This window comes from Francisella sp. AG1, from assembly GCF_057683165.1.
Genome location: NZ_CM173135.1, coordinates 452,455 through 470,559, shown reverse-complemented (window position 1 = coordinate 470,559; position 18,105 = coordinate 452,455). Strand labels below are relative to the sequence as shown.

The following is an 18,105-nucleotide window of genomic DNA, read 5'->3' as shown; positions in this document are numbered from 1 at the left end:
CAAAAAACAAAATAAGATGCCTAATCCTATTTTCAAACCCTATACAGAAAATTTTATTAATTTAATAGAATAATAATAGTGTTGTTAATTAACACCAAACTTAAACCTATATTTGCTCCACCAATTTAATTACAAAGTCTGCTGATCTAATAGCCGCCATTTTTACAAATTCATCAAAATCATTGGGAGCATCTCCATCTGCAGTATCTGAAATACTTCTTAAAATTAAGCTTGGCACCTTCATTTCATTACATACAAGGTTCACGCTACCACCTTCCATCTCAATAGCTGATGCGTCAAACTCTTCTATAACAAATTCTTTTTTCGCAGTAGAACTTACAAATTGGTCTCCTGTTGCTATTACGCCAGTATGTAAATCAAGCTTTAGCTTTTGAGCCACATTTTGAGCTAGTTTTAAAAGCTTTGCGGATGTTTGGATTTCGATTTCAGATATTGGAATCTTCCCATATGGATATCCAAAAGCAGTCAAATCAATATCATGTTGAACAGTCTTAGTAGCTATCATTATATCACCGACTTTCAAATCTTGTAAACCTCCAGCCACTCCTGTAAATAAAAGTGCTTCAGCGCCAAAATGCTCAATCATAATAGTAGCCGTTAGACTTGAAAAAACCTTACCTATTTTACTATAAGCTATAATAAGCTCTTTATTTTTATAATTTGCTAAATAATAAGTATTATTTGCATATTCTACAGCCTTATAAGTATCCATTTTCTCTAGTATTGGCTGAATTTCTACTTCCATGGCACCTAATATAGCTATTTTTTTCATTTTTTACTCTCTTTTTTAATTTTTGTTATTTTCCTAAAACCTTGTGGCAATAATAATCCTCCACCCGAAGATTTATCAGTCTCATATGTATGAATATTTTTAGTATCTATACGAATAAACCTTTTACCTGCACACAATATCAACTCTTCAGCAGGTATAAATAACTCTATAAGCTTAAGTCTATCCTTACTATCTAACTTAATAATAGACTTACCTTTACCTTTTTTAAGTATGGCAAAACCAGCAAAGTCTCTCACAATAACTCTACCTTCGGCACTTATTGCTAAAGCTTTCATATTTTTATCAAAAGGTAAAAATTTAAATACATCTTCCGCATCAAAAATATTTTTTCCTGTAGTTTTATTTGTGATAAGGTCTTCTGCAGGTATAACAAAACCTTTACCGCTACCGCTTACCAACAAAAAATGCGAACTAGCATTAGCAAAAGCCATCCCCACAACCTCATCTCTTTTATCCAAAGAAATATACGTAGTTATATGTTCTCCATACCCTCTAGCAGATGGAAACTTATCAACATACATAGCATATGATTTACCCAGTTTTGTAAAAAAAACGACTCTAACATTACTATTACCAGAAATTGTAAGAAAAGGTTTATCTTCTGGCTTATAATTCAGTCCTTTTGGATCTATACCATCACCTTTTGCACACCTTATCCAACCAGCTTTTGATAAAATAACAGTCACCTTTTCACTTGGCATTAAGTCTTTTTCTTCTAAAGCATGTGTTTTTTCAACTTCAATAATTTCAGAACGTCTCTTATCACCAAATTCCACTAAAATTTGCTGGAATTCTTTTTTCATTAAGTTTTTAAATTTAACTTCGCTATTTAAATAGCCCTCAAGCAAATCTTTTTCTTTAGTTATCTCTTTTTGTTCCTTTCTAATTTCTATTTCTTCAATTTTTGCTAATTTACGTAGTCTAATATTCAAAATAGCTTCAGCTTGCGTTTCTGAAAGAGTAAATCTAGTTTGAAGCTCATTACTAGCATCATCATAGTTTCTAATAATATCTATAACTTCATCAATATTAAGAAATGCTATGAGCAATCCCTCCAAGATATGTAACCTCGCTAAAACCTTATCTAAGCTTGTTTGTAACCGTCTTCGCAAAGTTTGTCTACGATAATCAAGCCATTCGTTTAAAATTTGTAAAAGATTTTTTACTTTTGGTCTATTATCCAGACCAATCATATTCATATTGATACGAAAACTTTTTTCAAGATCTGTCGTAGCAAGTAAATGTCCCATTATCTTTTTAATGTTTTTTCTAGTGCTACCAGAATATAAGACTATCTTAATAGGTTCTTTATCATCAGACTCGTCTTGAATATTCTTAATCCATGAGATTTTTTGTTGTTTTAATTGGTTAGCTATCTGCTCCATCACAGATGAACTAGATACTTGGTGAGGCAGTTTTGTTATCACAATATTACCCTCATCATCATAGTTAAATATCGCCCGTTGCCTAATTGACCCAACCCCTAATTTATAAACTTCTGCTATCTCTTTTTTATTGCTTATAATATGCGCTCCACCTGGATAATCTGGGGCTTCAACAATAGTCAAAACATCATCAATTGATGACTTAGGTTTAGATAATAATAACAAACAAGCTTCGATAATCTCTGAAATATTATGCGGTGGGATATATGTCGACATTCCTACTGCAATTCCCATAGCTCCATTAAGCAAAATATTTGGAACTTGTGCTGGCAAGAGCTTAGGCTCATCCATTGTACCATCAAAGTTCTTTACCCAATCTACTGTACCTTTTTTTAACTCCTCTAACAGAAGTACAGCATATCTAGATAAACGTGACTCTGTATATCTCATTGCAGCAAATGATTTGGGATCATCAATTGAACCCCAATTACCCTGACCATCAATAAATGGATAACGATATGAAAAATTCTGAGCCATAAGAACCATTGCCTCATAACATGCACTATCTCCATGAGGGTGATATTTACCTAACACGTCACCGACTGTACGTGCAGATTTTTTATATTTTGAAAAATGACTCAGCCCTATTTCAGACATTGCATAGATAATTCTTCTCTGCACGGGTTTAAGTCCATCAGAGATATGTGGTAATGCTCTATCTAATATCACATACATAGAATAATTTAGATAAGCCTGTTCAGAAAACTCTCCTACAGACTGGGTATTTCCCAAGTTTGTTAATAAGTCCATTTACATAGAAGTATAGTAATAAATTAATAGGTAAATTATATATCAACAATTGATTCTATACTAGGTGCGGATTCGTAGTTACTTTGTATTTAAAATGATACGATTATTATTTAGCCATTTAACTATTATTTTCTCTATTTGACTATTATTAGTATCTTGCATCATAATATGTGAATTACCATAAGTTCTCAAATCTTCTGGCAAGCTAATAAATCTAGCTGGAGCATTTCCTTGCTTTTGAATAGCTTCAGCCATTTTTTTACAACTTAAATAACGTTGGGGATGGTTCCCGGCTTTACCTCTCTCCTCTATATGATCACCCCATATTCCTAAAAAAGGAATCTTGCCTAATGGACTCTTTCCGCTTGCACCATTCTCTGGGCACATTGTAGTTTCAATAGCCACAATACCTTTAACAAGTTCAGGATGATCTTCTGCTAACTTATATCCAGAAGCACCCGCAGCTGAATGAATAATTAATACAGATGGGCCTATTTTTTTAAGTAAAGCAATTAATGCATCTTCACTAGCCTGATTCATCTCTTCAGCTTCTGTTATATCTATATTACTTTTCCCTTGATAAACTACTAGCGACGCTCCAAATTGTCCAATATAGTTTTTATCAAGAGGAAAAGCTGGGAATTTAGAATCTTTGAAAGCAACTCCATACTTAGGACCAAACCCCCAGGTTTGCCATGGCGCTTGTAATGTTGTTTTACCAATACTAGCTATGTATGAATCACAGTCATATACTTTTTTTTGACCTATTAAACAAGCATTGATCGCATTTATATCCACATAACCAGATCTCTCTGGAGGGGTAATTAAATACACTGGGAAACCGTCTCTATAGAACATCTGAGCCCAACCTTGTCTTTGATCAGGGGTAGTTAAATACAAGTCTGAAGTTAGCCCAAAGCCAGGAACCAACACTAAATTAGGCTTACTAGTTTTTTTAGGCTTTAGGTATATAATTTTAGATTGCTGTTCAACGGTCGTCTGACCTTTTGTTGGAAAACTCTGTTCTCTATTATTAGAATACGGAGAATCTGTTTGTTCACCATTGACAAAGAAAACTCCTAACTGTAAGTCTTTATTAACAAGGTTTTTAGTCATTATATCTTTTGCTATAAAAGCCACGCTAATAATCACAATCAAGACGATAAGCAGGATTATTAATTTTAACCTTTTAGATATATACTGTCGCATATAAACCTCAATCTAAAATATTTAACAAACTCATCTATAATTTCGATAATAGCTTAGAAAGCTATGGATAACAATATAATTAAAATCAAAAAATCTAAGACCAAGCTTAATTCTAAATAATAAATTCAATCCTTTTGCTTCCTCATATAAGCAATTGTTTCTAGTTCCTTTGAAAACACAAATTTATTTCTTCGTAAAAAATCTAATGTTTTTAATATATCCTTAAAACCAGAAAGAACCCAGCCTTGTATATTGTAGTCAAAAGTTGTTTTCGCCTTTAAATATCTACTTACTCCAGCCCTACATTCTTGCGTTAAGAAATCTGTAGCTGGAAATTTTATAATAACCAAACCTCTTTTATCATATGCTGCGGCTTTAGAATAACCTCCTAAACTTGCTAACTGGTCTTTTATTCCTTTAAAATCATCCCATGCCAAAAGCATTTTTTCAGCTTTTTCTTTTTCTAAGTACTTTATGGATTTAGAATTATAATTTTGTTTTAAACTATATGATTCCTCTTTAAGTTCATTATATTTTTCTAGAAGTTCTTTGTGGCGTTTATTTAAAACCAAATTAGATATTTCTAAACTATCATTTTTGTTAGATAGTTCAACTTGCTGATTTTTCAACTTATTACAATTATTAGCAATTTCTTTATCAATATATTTTTTTATACTATTGCGAAGACGAAAAACTATATCAACTTCACCAATATAAATATCTTTAAGTGTATTTTGTATGATCTCAAACAATTCGTCTTGAGATTTTTTTTCTACTGGATTTTTCTCAATTTCTGCTTCAGCAAAAGCTTTCTTTTTATCTTGTTTATACAGCGTAACTTTTTCAACCAAATCAATTATAGAAATTCCACCACCAATAAGTTTCCTAATCTTATTAACTGTTACCTCTTCATTCTGTGATCTAAGTAAATCACATTTTTGGTTAACTAATTTTTGAGTTACCTGTTTTGACATTTTATTTTTTTTCTTCTGTTCGTAAAGTTAAAACTTCATAACCATCTTTTGTCACTAAAATAGTATGCTCCCACTGTGCAGAAAGAGACCTATCTTTAGTTACAGCTGTCCAACCATCTTTTAAAACTGAAACTGTTCTCTTACCTATATTAATCATTGGCTCTATTGTAAAAATCATACCTTCTTCAAACTTAGCTCCACTCCCTGCCTTACCATGATGCATCACATGAGGTGGCTCATGAAAATCAACACCTATACCGTGACCACAAAAAGTATCAACTATTGAATAACCAAATTTTTTAGCATGATTTTCAATAACTGCTCCGATATCACCAAAATGATTACCCGGTTTTACAACATCTATACCTTTCCACAAACATTCATATGTAACTTGCACCAATTTTTTAGCCATAACAGATGCTTCACCGATCACAAACATCTTACTTGTATCGCCATGATAATCATCTTTTTTAACAGTAACATCTATATTTAAAATATCACCTTTTTTTAGTTTCTTATTAGTAGGTATACCATGGCAGACGACATGATTTATTGATGTGCATATAGATTTAGGAAAACCATGATAATTAAGTGGTGCAGGATAAGCATCCTGCTCTTTAATAATATAATCATGGCATATTTTATCTAGTTCCTCTGTAGTTACGCCCTCTTTAACATAAGGTGTAATCATGTCTAAAACTTCAGATGCTAATTTACCAGCGACTCTCATTTTTTCTATTTCTTCAGGTGTTTTTATAATTATTTCGCTCATATAGTCATTAAATCTTTCTAAAAATCTAATCATCAATTATAAACCATCACTCAATGAATATATAGATGTTATAAAAGGATGTGATAATTATCATTATATAAAAAATATTTTTCCATTATTATATTTTTTTATATCTTACCAAGCTTGAGAAATACTATCTATTTACAGATAAAGTAAACATAATATGTTTTTTTAGCCTATGTTGCGCACTTAATTTACCCTATCCCTTAGAATAGAAAATATTTTTGAATCATAAAATCTCTACCATCATGTATCTTTAATTAAAAAATAAACCCAAGACTATCTTTTCTTATATTTTTATATTATCATTGAGTGCGTGAGGATTGGGATTTCAGTTATCTGACATCTTATAGTTGCTTAATTCACTTTTTCTTATGTCTTAGTGTTTTAATAAATTATGATTCTCCTACAACCGAGTAAGCATAGGCTTGCTAGTAAAATGAGTTAAATAAACAAAATAAGAGAATAAAAATGGATAATAAATCACAAGGTACAGTAAAATTCTTCAATGATCAAAAAGGCTTTGGCTTCATAACTCCTGAAAATGGTGGCAAAGATGTATTTGTACACATTTCAAAGCTAAATGGTGAAACTTTAGCAGAAGGTCAACAAGTAACTTTTGAAACTCAAGAAGGTAAAAAAGGTCCTGAAGCTATTAATATCGAGGTGCTATAATGCCAAGTATTAGAGTTGATGAACGTAAACCTTTTGATATAAGTCTAAGAAACTTCAAACGTGCTTGCGAAAAAGCTGGTATTAAGCAAGAGCTTAGAGATAGACAGCATTACGTTAAGCCTACAGAAAAAAGAAAGCTTGCTAAAAGAGCTGCTGTTAAAAGAGCTAGAATTGCTCAAAGAAGAGCTTTTAGTTAAGTAAAAATTTTATAAAACTTTCTATCTAGTAAAATATATCTATAGCAATATTGCAGGTAGGTATTAATTCATTATTTCTCTATCTGATATGTAAGCATGACAAAAATTTTTGTTCACAATCGTAAAATAACACATTCAGATTTTTAACCTAAAATAAAAGCTTTAAACATCTTCTTGACCGTTTCTAATATTTCTTGGAAAAGAAATTTTTAAAAGGTTTTACCCTACCATATAAACGTACTATAAAACAGTTTCTTGTATCCTATTTACAAACATTTAAATAATTTAACAAATGATGAATTATAGTTAATCCGATAGTTATTTGACAATAATGTTATAATATTTAGAAAAAATGTCATCATATAGCCAAGATTTCAGAGATATCGTAATAACTAAATATAAAGAAGGCCTAACAGACAAAGAGCTAAGTAATTTTTTTAATATAGATATCCGTACTACTAGATCTTGGATAAACTTATACGAGACAACTGGTGATTATAAATCTAAGCAAGGCTTGGGTTGCGGTAGAGTAGCAACCTTTACAGATAAGGAAGCGATAGAAAGCTACTTAAGAACATATCCAGATGCAATGGCTTTAGATATTAGAGAAGCATTAGCTCCTGAAATACCTAGAAGCACATTTTATGATTGTCTTACCAGACTTGGTTTTAGTTTTAAAAAAAGACACCTAAATATAAACAAAGAAAAGAACAAGATAGGCAAAGTTTTATAGAGGTTGTTGAGACTATTGAACCTAACAAACTTGTATATTTAGATGAAATGGGTATGGATAATAAACAGTCTGTACTAAGAGGATGGTCTCTTGTTGGTAAACCTAGCTATGGTGAAGTTATTGCTTATCAAACTCAGAGAAAAAGTATAGTTGCTGGTTATAACTATTTAGAAAAGAAGATTATAGCACCGCTAGAGTATACTGGATATACAGATACTCAAATTTTTAATCAGTGGTTTGAAGAGCATTTATGTCCTGAGTTAATTCCAAAGACTACTGTTGTTATGGATAATGCTAGTTTTCATAAGTCTCCTAAATTGGCTAAAATAGCAGAGAAGTTTGATATACAGATACTATACCTTCCTGCTTATTCTCCTGATTTAAATCCTATAGAAAAAATTTGGGCCAATTTTAAAAGAATTTTAAGAAAAGTAAATAATTCTTTTGATAATTTATCTGATGCTATTACTCACGTCTTTAGCACAATATTATCAGATTAACTATATCTAAACTGTTTTGCTTACTTTATCACTAATGACATAACAGATACTACAACTATTTAATTAATTATAGAAAAAATATTTTAATTTTTATGAAACACATTTAGTAACTCATAAATATAACCTCATGAACTTGAAATTAACATAGATTTTATTAAGTGTTCCTAATTTTATTCGGTAATATTTTATTTAGATAGTTAACTTTAAAATATTGAATATGGCTTACTAGGAAAACTATATTTATAACATAAAAACTAGAACAATTATAGCTCTGATGATTAGCTCTCTATAGCTCTAGATGGACTATATTCACCACTTACTAAAGATCACAATAGTAGTTATAATTTTGAATAAAGCCCAATAATTTATTTTTTTGGTTACTATCTAAACCAACTATATTATCCAATAAATCTAAATATAGTTTTTTATTACTATTCATATTTTTATAAATTAAGGATACAGATTCTATATTTGTATAATTAAACTCCTTACTATTATTCATAGAGTTAATAAAATCAAGAATAGTTTCTTTACTTATAAGCCTCTTATCAGTATTTTGTTTATTTAAAGAGCTATGACAATTAATACAATTTAATTTATTTTCAACCTTAATATTCTTATACTTACAATAATTACATATAATAAAATCTTCTGTCACTATAGATGAAAAATCTTTATAACCTATATTAGACTTATAACTTTGAATTTCCTTAAATGCCTGCCGTAAAAGTAAAGTACTTTCCTGTTTCATTATATTACTTGTATGTCCTATTACCTTATGGCCTGGAAATGTTTCATTAGTACTAACAAGGCTTGCCACTTGGATATTAGCCAGATGTTTAAACATCAAAGATTTATAATCAATAAAAGATAATTCACTGATATAGCGGTATTTTTGTGAATAATATTCATATGGGGGAACGATTCTATCGCAAGGTATAGTTAATCTGATAATATTGTGCTAAAGACGTGAGTAATAGCATCAGATAAATTATCAAAAGAATTATTTACTTTTCTTAAAATTCTTTTAAAATTGGCCCAAATTTTTTCTATAGGATTTAAATCAGGAGAATAAGCAGGAAGGTATAGTATCTGTATATCAAACTTCTCTGCTATTTTAGCCAATTTAGGAGACTTATGAAAACTAGCATTATCCATAACAACAGTAGTCTTTGGAATTAACTCAGGACATAAATGCTCTTCAAACCACTGATTAAAAATTTGAGTATCTGTATATCCAGTATACTCTAGCGGTGCTATAATCTTCTTTTCTAAATAGTTATAACCAGCAACTATACTTTTTCTCTGAGTTTGATAAGCAATAACTTCACCATAGCTAGGTTTACCAACAAGAGACCATCCTCTTAGTACAGACTGTTTATTATCCATACCCATTTCATCTAAATATACAAGTTTGTTAGGTTCAATAGTCTCAACAACCTCTATAAAACTTTGCCTATCTTGTTCTTTTCTTTGCTTATATTTAGGTGTCTTTTTTAAAAACTAAAACCAAGTCTGGTAAGACAATCATAAAATGTGCTTCTAGGTATTTCAGGAGCTAATGCTTCTCTAATATCTAAAGCCATTGCATCTGGATATGTTCTTAAGTAGCTTTCTATCGCTTCCTTATCTGTAAAGGTTGCTACTCTACCGCAACCCAAGCCTTGCTTAGATTTATAATCACCAGTTGTCTCATATAAGTTTATCCAAGATCTAGTAGTACGGATATCTATATTAAAAAAATTACTTAGCTCTTTGTCTGTTAGGCCTTCTTTATATTTAGTTATTACGATATCTCTGAAATCTTGGCTATATGATGACATTTTTTCTAAATATTATAACATTATTGTCAAATAACTATCGGATTAACTATATATATACTACAAAGTTAATAATTTATTAATACATGCAATTCAATGCTTTATAGTTGAAACACTTAAATAAACTGTTGAATTAATGTGCGTAAATTAAGATATTTTTTTAAAATGTGAATATTGAAGATATTTGTATTTTATGGTTATGGATTTTTTCTTTTTATGTATAGAGGAATCATTAGGTAGTTATAATGTTTAAATTATTACTGTTGGGTCAATGGTATAGTTTAAAGTATAAATATAAGCAATCCTATTTCTATTTATACCACTCAACTTTTTTAAGCCTAAAAACACACCTATCCCTTGTTTTATCGTGCTTAAAGAACTTAGCTCCCAGCTTTTCTACTGCTTTTTGTGAGCGTGCATTCTCATACCAAACATCAAAAAAAACACTTTCAACAAAGTTGAAAATATAATCTAACATTATTTTCTTAACTCTTCTATTTAAAGGTGTTCCCCAACATTTTTTAGCATAAAATGTATAGCCTATTTTTAGTGATGAATCTTTAGCGTTATACTCATAATACCTAGTTGAACCTACCAATTCATTTTTATAAAAAATTAAATAACAATTTTCAGGATTGCTTATTCCACCATAAAAATATTTTTTAAACCCATAAAGTGTACATCTAGTAGGATCATCATGCTGATCCCATATAGCAGGATCTTTAGCGATCTCAAACAATGCTTTAAAATCACTTTTTTGCATTATCCTAAGATCAATATCTCCATCAGAGAATTCAATATAAAAATCCATATAAACATTCATCCTCACAATTTAATTTTGTAAAAAAACCTTATTTTACCTAAGTCTATTAAACAAAATTTTTAACTTAAAAGCTAAAATAAAACAGTAGACAGCCCAACATGTAAATACAGTATTATTCAACTGTCACAGATTTAGCCAAATTCCTTGGCTGGTCAACATCAGTCCCCTTAATTATAGCGACATGATATGATAAAAGCTGAAGAGGAATCGTAAATACAATAGGTGCACTAAAATCATATCCCGTATCAATTTCCAAAACAATACTATTATCAAAATTAACTCGCTCTCTGATTGCCTTATCAACAAATAGAATTAACTTACCTCCTCGAGCATGGACTTCCTGAAGGTTTGATAATGTCTTATCTAAAAGATTATCATTAGACACTATCGCTACAATTGGCATATTTTTATCAACTAACGCTAGCGGACCATGTTTTAACTCTCCAGATGGATATGCTTCAGCATGAATATAAGAAATTTCTTTTAACTTCAATGCTCCCTCTATAGCTATTGGATAATATAGTCCTCTACCTAAAAATAAAGTATGCTCCTTATCAGAAAAATATTCACTAATTTCATCTATCTCAGCATCTAATTTTAAAGCTCCCATAACCAAAGCTCTTATATTTTGCAACTCTAACGTATATTTCAAAACTTCTTTACTTGATAGTGTCTTTCTAAGTTTTGCTATAACCAAAGTAAACATTGCTAATGCCACTAACTGCGTAGTAAAAGCCTTAGTAGAGGCAACACCTATCTCAACTCCAGCTTTTGTCATAAATGCGATATCTGACTCCCTGACTAACGAGCTATTAGGGACATTACATATACACATACTTCCAGCATAGCCTTGCTTTTTGCTTTTTCTCAATGACTCCAATGTATCAGCAGTCTCTCCAGATTGCGATATACTCAAAAATAAAGAACCTTCAACGACAACATTATCCCGATATCTAAGCTCACTTGCTATTTCAACACTACATGGAATATTTGTATATTTTTCTAACCAGTATTTAGCCGTCATACCTGCATTATAACTAGTTCCACAAGCAACTATAGAGATATGCTTAACATTTTCAAATATCTTAATCGCCTTTTTATCAAAAGAATGTAACGAAATTTCACCATCTTCTAATGAAGCTAAAACAGTATTTGAAATAGCTTCAGGCTGCTCATAAATCTCTTTAAGCATATAATGCTTATATCCATCTTTTGTAACACTTAACGATGAATAATTATACTCTTCAACTTCTAATCTTTTTGGCACGCATTGATGATCAAAAACTTCTATTTTTTCTTTCGATACTATAGCAATATCACCCTCTTCTAGATATGAGAATTTATTCGTTACTGGCAATAATGATAAGGCATCAGATGAAATAAAATTCTCATCAATTCCTAGACCTATAACCAATGGTGACCCAGATCTTACAGCAACAATTTTATCAGCAAATTTTGGTGATATAATGGCTAAAGCATAAGCTCCTTTCAATAAGCTTATAATATTTTTTATATTGCTAACTATAGTAGACTGATTATTCCATTTACTATCCAATAGGTGCGCAATAACTTCTGTATCAGTATCTGATTTGAATATATAACCATCCGCTATCAGAGCTTTTTTTAATTCAGCAAAATTTTCTATTACGCCATTATGAACAATACAGAAATTTGTTGAGGAGTGGGGGTGAGAATTTTCCTTAGATGGCTTGCCATGTGTAGCCCATCTTGTATGAGCAATACCAATATTGCCTTTAAAATCTGGCAAAGATTGAATCGATTTTTCAAGCTCAATAACTTTACCAACTTCTTTACATACCTCTATTTGGCATTGCTTATTAAGCAACGCCAATCCAGCTGAATCGTAACCACGATACTCAAGTTTTTTCAATCCTTCAATCAAAATATTTGTAACATTTCTTGATGAATTAGCACCAACTATTCCACACATATATTATTTTCCTTGAAATTTCATATTTGATATAAAAATTATTATTTCACTTTTTTGGCTGGTTTCTCCCAGCCATTTATATGACGCTGACGCGCTCTTGAAATTGCCAAATTATCAGCAGGAACATCTTTAGCAATAGTTGAACCAGCCCCTATCGTTGCTCCTTGGCCAATAGTCACAGGAGCAACTAGTTGAGAGTCCGATCCAATAAATGCATAATCTTCTATTATAGTTTTATGTTTATTAACACCATCATAATTACAAGTAATTACACCAGCGCCTATATTACATTTTTGACCAATCTCACTATCTCCTATATATGCAAGATGAGAAGCTTTAGACCCTTTACCAAGCACAGACTTTTTTATTTCAACAAAATTCCCAACAACTGCTTGCTCTTTAATATCGCTACCTGGCCTTATACGTGCAAAAGGACCAACCATAGCTCCCGTACGGACTACGGATCCATCAACTATACTATTAGCTTTAATCTTTACATTATTTTCTATAATACAATTTTTTAAGATACAATTAGCTCCGATTACAACATCATCTCCAATTTTAACATTACCCTCAACTATTACATTAATATCTATCCAACAGTCTTTACCTACGTTCAAATTACCACGAACATCAAATCTACTGGGATCAGCAATACTCACACCACTTTCCATAATCTTATCAGCTATAGTTCTCTGCCAAACTCTCTCAAGACTAGCCAATTGCGCCCTATCGTTAACTCCTAAAATCTCAAATTCATTAATAGGGTGTGTTACATTTATTGATATTACATCAGCTTTAGCAAATTTAACAATATCTGTTAAATAATACTCTTTTTGAACATTATCATCAGTTAAATCAGGTAGCCATTTATCCAATAAAGACTTATGTGCACAATATATTCCCGTATTTATTTCTTTTATTTGCCGCTGAATATCATTAGCATCCTTTTCTTCAACAATACCTATCACAGCGCCAAATCTATCTCTTATAATACGCCCTAATCCTATTGGATTATCTATAAATGCAGTTAATACCCCTAAATCATCAATATTTGTGGTATTCACCAGATTTTCTAACACCTCTGCTGAGATTAAAGGAACATCTCCATATAATATAAGTACTTTTTGATCTTTTAAAACAGGTAATGCCTTTAGAACAGCATGGCCTGTACCTAGTTGCTTCTGCTGATGTACAAATGTAATATTTCTACCCTCAAGAAATTCTTCAACCTGCTCTCTAAGATGCCCTGTAACAACTACAATATTATCAGGCTTTAGTTTTTCAACTGAATTAACAACATGTTCTATAAGCGGCTTTGCCGCTAAAGTTTGCAAAACTTTAGGCTTATTCGAATTCATTCTCGAACCTTTTCCAGCAGCTAAAATCACAACCGATAAACTCATAGTAAAAATCTCCCTACACTTTCTTATATCTCTCTTCTAAAAGGACTGTAATGATTTGATAATGGTCTTCTAGCATTCTATCATACATGTTATTAATAATTGAGCTTATAGAAAACCATTTAGCATCATTTGCATCATCTGCTGCCTTAATTTGTGGTAATTTAGGCCATTTATCAAATATAAACAAACCTGTATGACTAATTGTTCTCCCTCTAACAGAGCGTTCTGGATAATCAAAAACAACCTCGGCCTGTCTTGCTACAGCCAACTGTTTAGTTGTTAAACAAATATTCGTCTCCTCGAACAGCTCTCTCATTATAGCTTGAGAGATAACCTCATCACACTCTAAAAAACCTCCTGGCAAAGCCCAAAGATTCCTTCCAGGAAAATTCTTCCTACGCATTAGAAGTATATGGTCATTAACTACGACCATAGCATCAACTGTAACTAAATTTGGCTTATATGGTGCTTTTTGCCACGACTTTTTATAGTCAGTCACATAACTATTCTCTGCAACTAAATTTTCATATTTTTTAGTTTTCATAAAACTATTTAAAAATTTATAGCTTCCCTCATGTATACTTTTACTACACATATAGTGTGATAAAATATCACCCAGATAGAAAGCTTCTCTAAACTCTGTAGCATTATAATTTTTATAATTATCAACGGCTATATAATCCCATTCAGGAAAACTATTTATATAGTAACTTGAAGCATCTTTTATATATCCTACAATAGCAACTGTTTTATTTCCATCAACATGCTTTCTTACATTCTCACGCAATGATGCTTCCCACTTAGATTCTTGATAAAAAAAATCTGCTAGAGGCTCTATTTCAACTCTTGACAGATCAATACCAGCAATTTTTAAATCAGACTCAATCATTTGTTTTCTTTGTTTAAATGAAAAAGGATTTTTAATACTTGGAGCATTAAAAGAGCTACCTATATTTATAATAATTTTTTCACTATGCTTAAGAGCTGTTAATATATTATGTAAATGTCCTCTATGAAAAGGCTGGAATCTACCTACAAAAATTGAAAAATCATACATAATTACTTTTACCTATGTATTTACCATCTGAGCTTGGGCATCACTATCATATACACTATCATCAGATGGGGCAGTCATTTTAGTATAATCTTGCTGAGGATATTTAGTTTGTGTAGCTTCTTGCTGCTTAACATTATCAATAGTTCTATCATATGAGCCAAATCCAAAACTACTTTTCTTAGATCCAAGCAGACCGCTCATAGATTGTTTTTTCTGACTTGAGCTTCCTCCTACATCTAACATCTGGTTTGCTTGTGCTTGCTTAATTAATTTAAGATTTTCATCACTTTTAAGTTTAGTACCGTTTAATTCCTTACGAATCTCACTAAGCAATTTAACTGACTCGGCAGTATGATTTGGAGCCTGAGTTTCTCCATCCTTTGTGAATACCGCATTTATTTTAACCAAACTTGAAAGCTCATCTACTTTACGAGCCTTAATTACAAAAATCAATCCTTTTTTAGTATCTTTAACTGTTATTAAGTGCCCCGACAAAACCTCATCTTTTTCAGAGGTTATTGTATAATTTTTTGGGTGATTCTTAAAATAAGCTTCCAATAGATTAATTGTAATTGCTACAGGCTCTCTAAACACAAGCTTTAATGCTCCTGAATCATCATACACAACACTTATTGAAACCTTAGAAATTTGATCACTCACTATTTTAGCCATATCAAACTTATTATTATAGTTTGGTGGCAACATTTCTTTTTTAGCTGTCCTAACCTGTGACTTAGCATATTTATCACTACCTTCAGGAAGCTTTAAAGCTGGCTTTATTTCTTGACCATTAAGCCCTGTAGGAATTTTTAATGGAGGCTTTTCTGTAACCTTTACTCTAGCGTAATCATATTTCCTATTTCTAAATGGAGTACCACTTATTGTGTCTGTTAAACTTTCATATGAAAAATCATTATCTACACTGTTTGTAGAACAATCTTGCAATAAAGAACCAAGACTCAAAATAATGAACAATTTAGATATATTTTTCATAATTAATAATGTAACTAACCAATTAAATTAACTAAATATTATATCACAGTGCTATACTTATATAATACGGGCTTTCACAGTAAAATATAAAGATCATAATGAAAAATAGCTTATTCATATTATTACAGTATTTATTACCTCATAATACAGCTTCACGTTTGGTAAGTAGGCTTGCTGAATCAAAAAATAAAACTCTTAAAAATTACCTGATTAAATTAGCTATTAAAAAATTTAATATTAACGTCGATGAGGCTAAAGAAAAAAATATTGAAAACTACCCCTCTTTCAATGCTTTTTTTACTAGGGAATTAAAAAAAGGAATTAGGCCTTTAAATAATAGTAATAATATAATTTCATCACCAGCTGAAGGCATTCTCAGTAAATTTGGAAACATCGAAAATAATACTCTTATCCAAGCTAAAGATAAAGCCTTCTCACTTGATGCTCTAATTGCAAAAAGTTCGCTAACAAAGTTTGCAAAATTTGCAACCATATATTTATCTCCAAAGGATTACCACCGAGTACACATGCCAATAGATGGTAAGCTAACAAAGATGGTTTATATTCCAGGTAAACTTTATTCTGTTAATAAACTTACCACTACAAAAATTGATAATATTTTTGCTAAAAATGAAAGATTAATATGTTATTTCGACACTAAAATTGGTGAGGTAGCAGTGATTTTTGTAGGTGCACTTTTAGTTGCTGGCATAGAAACAACATGGCATGGTAAAGTTGCGCCCAATTATTATAAAGATATTCAAACTTGGGATTATAACAATAAAAATTTTGATATTAATTTCAAAAAAGGCGATACCATAGGTTGGTTCAATTTTGGCTCAACTATTATTGTACTAACACCTGAGAAAGATATAGATTTTAAATTTAAAAATGAATACTCTAAAATACAAGTCAATCAAGATTTAGCTTTAATTGTTGAATAAAGATTCATATTAACCCAACAACGACTAAATATATTTTTTTTATTCACATTACTTGATTTACACTCGTTAACATAGGCCACACCTTTATTATTTTCCACTCCCCCTTCAGTAACTCTAAATCTAGCAGGTAGCTTAATATCAAACCTCTTAGCCCATTTCCTAATAGTAACATGCTTAAAGCCTAAAACTTTTTCAGCATCCTGATAGCTTAAGCCTTCTTTTTGACATTTTAATAAAATTTCTTTAGCAGAACACTTAAATTTGTTCATAACAATCTGCTCAAAATTTCCCGAATATTGATTTGCCATAATAAGTCTCCTTTAAATTGAATTGACCCTTGAAATATTCATACTACATCTTTTAAAATCCTATTTATATATAAATTCTTACGTTTAACTTTTAAAGAAAACATATCTAATATTTTATATATAAGTAATTAAATAATAATTAATAGAAAAACAGTAAGGAAAATCTTAATTACCTAAAAAAAGACCTAATAAAATAGTCATAAAGCATGATATAAAGATCTTATTTACCTGTAAAGAAAATATTTAAAATCACAAATTATGATAAGATTAATATAATAATTGATATATAAATACCAAAAAAGTTAGAAAATTTAGCCTAAAGGTATGATACCTGCTAAATAAGTTGTTTGAGAACAAGCATTTTTGTCTAAATATTCATTTCCATTAGCATCTTTTTTCGTTGGACAAACATGCTTAACTGTACATGCCATCAAAGTCATCGAAAACAATATCACCACCATTACTTTAAAAATATTTCTTTTCATCGTAACTCTCCTATTATGATTCTTGTTGTGTTTTTTTATCAGGATCTGGCTGAAATGATGATACACATGAAGCCAGTACACATGATACCAAAATAACCGCAATAATTTTCTTCATAACATCTCTCCTTATATTTTTACATTAAAATCTAGTAAGATTAATTTTATACTAGATTACATTTTATTTATACCACATAGAATAATAAGAAACAATACCTCGTTACTTTGATT

At 30.7% G+C, this 18,105-nt stretch carries 18 protein-coding genes; 4 read left to right on the top strand and 14 right to left on the bottom strand.

Annotated elements, in window-relative coordinates; genetic code table 11:
• Positions 1-106 precede the first annotated feature (106 nt).
• The 5 genes from ACR0PV_RS02375 to map form a co-directional block, all read right to left on the bottom strand.
• Complete coding sequence (locus ACR0PV_RS02375; protein ID WP_488173423.1) at positions 107-793, bottom strand: 5'-methylthioadenosine/adenosylhomocysteine nucleosidase; 687 nt, start codon at positions 791-793, stop codon at positions 107-109.
• Positions 790-3,009: a DNA topoisomerase IV subunit A gene (parC, locus tag ACR0PV_RS02370; RefSeq protein ID WP_488173422.1), complete on the bottom strand. Its 2,220-nt coding sequence runs from the start codon at positions 3,007-3,009 to the stop codon at positions 790-792. Before parC ends, ACR0PV_RS02375 begins: the two co-directional genes overlap by 4 nt.
• A 78-nt stretch (positions 3,010-3,087) precedes the next feature.
• Positions 3,088-4,218, bottom strand: coding sequence for an alpha/beta hydrolase family protein (locus tag ACR0PV_RS02365; protein ID WP_488173421.1), 1,131 nt, complete (start codon positions 4,216-4,218; stop codon positions 3,088-3,090).
• A 125-nt stretch (positions 4,219-4,343) separates the two neighbouring features.
• Positions 4,344-5,192: a hypothetical protein gene (locus ACR0PV_RS02360; protein ID WP_488173420.1), complete on the bottom strand. Its 849-nt coding sequence runs from the start codon at positions 5,190-5,192 to the stop codon at positions 4,344-4,346.
• 1 nt (position 5,193) lies between these two features.
• Positions 5,194-5,964, bottom strand: a complete 771-nt coding sequence (gene map, locus ACR0PV_RS02355; protein ID WP_488173419.1) for a type I methionyl aminopeptidase — start codon at positions 5,962-5,964, stop codon at positions 5,194-5,196.
• Between the two features lie 492 nt (positions 5,965-6,456).
• Between map and ACR0PV_RS02350 the strand changes: the two genes are divergently transcribed.
• The 3 genes from ACR0PV_RS02350 (at position 6,457) to ACR0PV_RS02340 (ending at position 8,090) form a co-directional block, all read left to right on the top strand.
• Positions 6,457-6,660, top strand: coding sequence for a cold-shock protein (locus tag ACR0PV_RS02350; RefSeq protein WP_488173418.1), 204 nt, complete (start codon positions 6,457-6,459; stop codon positions 6,658-6,660).
• Positions 6,660-6,857: a 30S ribosomal protein S21 gene (gene rpsU / locus ACR0PV_RS02345; RefSeq protein ID WP_488173417.1), complete on the top strand. Its 198-nt coding sequence runs from the start codon at positions 6,660-6,662 to the stop codon at positions 6,855-6,857. Before ACR0PV_RS02350 ends, rpsU begins: the two co-directional genes overlap by 1 nt.
• Before the next feature lie 352 nt (positions 6,858-7,209).
• Positions 7,210-8,090 (top strand): IS630 family transposase gene (locus ACR0PV_RS02340; RefSeq protein ID WP_488172194.1). Its coding sequence is split into 2 segments (ribosomal slippage): positions 7,210-7,534 and positions 7,534-8,090, totalling 882 coding nucleotides; the frame shifts between segments, so codons are not numbered across the junction.
• A 319-nt stretch (positions 8,091-8,409) separates the two neighbouring features.
• Here ACR0PV_RS02340 and ACR0PV_RS02335 read toward each other — a convergent pair.
• The 7 genes from ACR0PV_RS02335 to ACR0PV_RS02305 form a co-directional block, all read right to left on the bottom strand.
• A complete protein-coding gene (locus tag ACR0PV_RS02335) occupies positions 8,410-8,937 on the bottom strand; it encodes a hypothetical protein (protein WP_488173416.1) in 528 nt (175 codons plus the stop codon).
• Positions 8,938-9,032: 95 nt separating this feature from the next.
• A protein-coding gene (locus ACR0PV_RS02330) for an IS630 family transposase (protein WP_488172153.1) occupies positions 9,033-9,913 on the bottom strand; the annotation gives its coding sequence in 2 pieces (ribosomal slippage) (positions 9,033-9,589 and positions 9,589-9,913; 882 coding nt in all).
• 307 nt (positions 9,914-10,220) lie between these two features.
• Positions 10,221-10,721 (bottom strand): GNAT family N-acetyltransferase, encoded by a 501-nt coding sequence (locus tag ACR0PV_RS02325; RefSeq protein ID WP_488173415.1) that lies wholly within the window; start codon positions 10,719-10,721, stop codon positions 10,221-10,223.
• Positions 10,722-10,845: 124 nt separating this feature from the next.
• Positions 10,846-12,684 carry a glutamine--fructose-6-phosphate transaminase (isomerizing) gene (gene glmS, locus ACR0PV_RS02320; RefSeq protein ID WP_488173414.1) on the bottom strand — a complete coding sequence of 613 codons (1,839 nt, stop codon included), beginning with the start codon at positions 12,682-12,684 and terminating at the stop codon, positions 10,846-10,848.
• Between the two features lie 41 nt (positions 12,685-12,725).
• Positions 12,726-14,090, bottom strand: a complete 1,365-nt coding sequence (gene glmU, locus ACR0PV_RS02315) for a bifunctional UDP-N-acetylglucosamine diphosphorylase/glucosamine-1-phosphate N-acetyltransferase GlmU (protein ID WP_488173413.1) — start codon at positions 14,088-14,090, stop codon at positions 12,726-12,728.
• Between the two features lie 13 nt (positions 14,091-14,103).
• Entirely contained in the window at positions 14,104-15,147 is a 1,044-nt protein-coding gene (locus tag ACR0PV_RS02310) for a bifunctional nicotinamide-nucleotide adenylyltransferase/Nudix hydroxylase (RefSeq protein ID WP_488173412.1), read from the bottom strand.
• A gap of 12 nt (positions 15,148-15,159) precedes the next feature.
• Positions 15,160-16,140 (bottom strand): hypothetical protein, encoded by a 981-nt coding sequence (locus tag ACR0PV_RS02305; protein WP_488173411.1) that lies wholly within the window; start codon positions 16,138-16,140, stop codon positions 15,160-15,162.
• Between the two features lie 98 nt (positions 16,141-16,238).
• Between ACR0PV_RS02305 and asd the strand changes: the two genes are divergently transcribed.
• The gene (gene asd, locus ACR0PV_RS02300) at positions 16,239-17,084 is read left to right on the top strand and encodes an archaetidylserine decarboxylase (RefSeq protein WP_488173410.1); all 846 of its coding nucleotides are present in this window, start codon (positions 16,239-16,241) and stop codon (positions 17,082-17,084) included.
• Here asd and fevR read toward each other — a convergent pair.
• Together fevR and ACR0PV_RS02290 are read right to left on the bottom strand one after the other, a co-directional pair.
• Positions 17,057-17,392 carry a transcriptional regulator FevR gene (gene fevR, locus ACR0PV_RS02295; RefSeq protein ID WP_488173409.1) on the bottom strand — a complete coding sequence of 112 codons (336 nt, stop codon included), beginning with the start codon at positions 17,390-17,392 and terminating at the stop codon, positions 17,057-17,059. The genes asd and fevR overlap by 28 nt on opposite strands.
• 311 nt (positions 17,393-17,703) lie before the next feature.
• The gene (locus tag ACR0PV_RS02290; RefSeq protein ID WP_488173408.1) at positions 17,704-17,877 is read right to left on the bottom strand and encodes a hypothetical protein; all 174 of its coding nucleotides are present in this window, start codon (positions 17,875-17,877) and stop codon (positions 17,704-17,706) included.
• Positions 17,878-18,105: the final 228 nt, after the last annotated feature.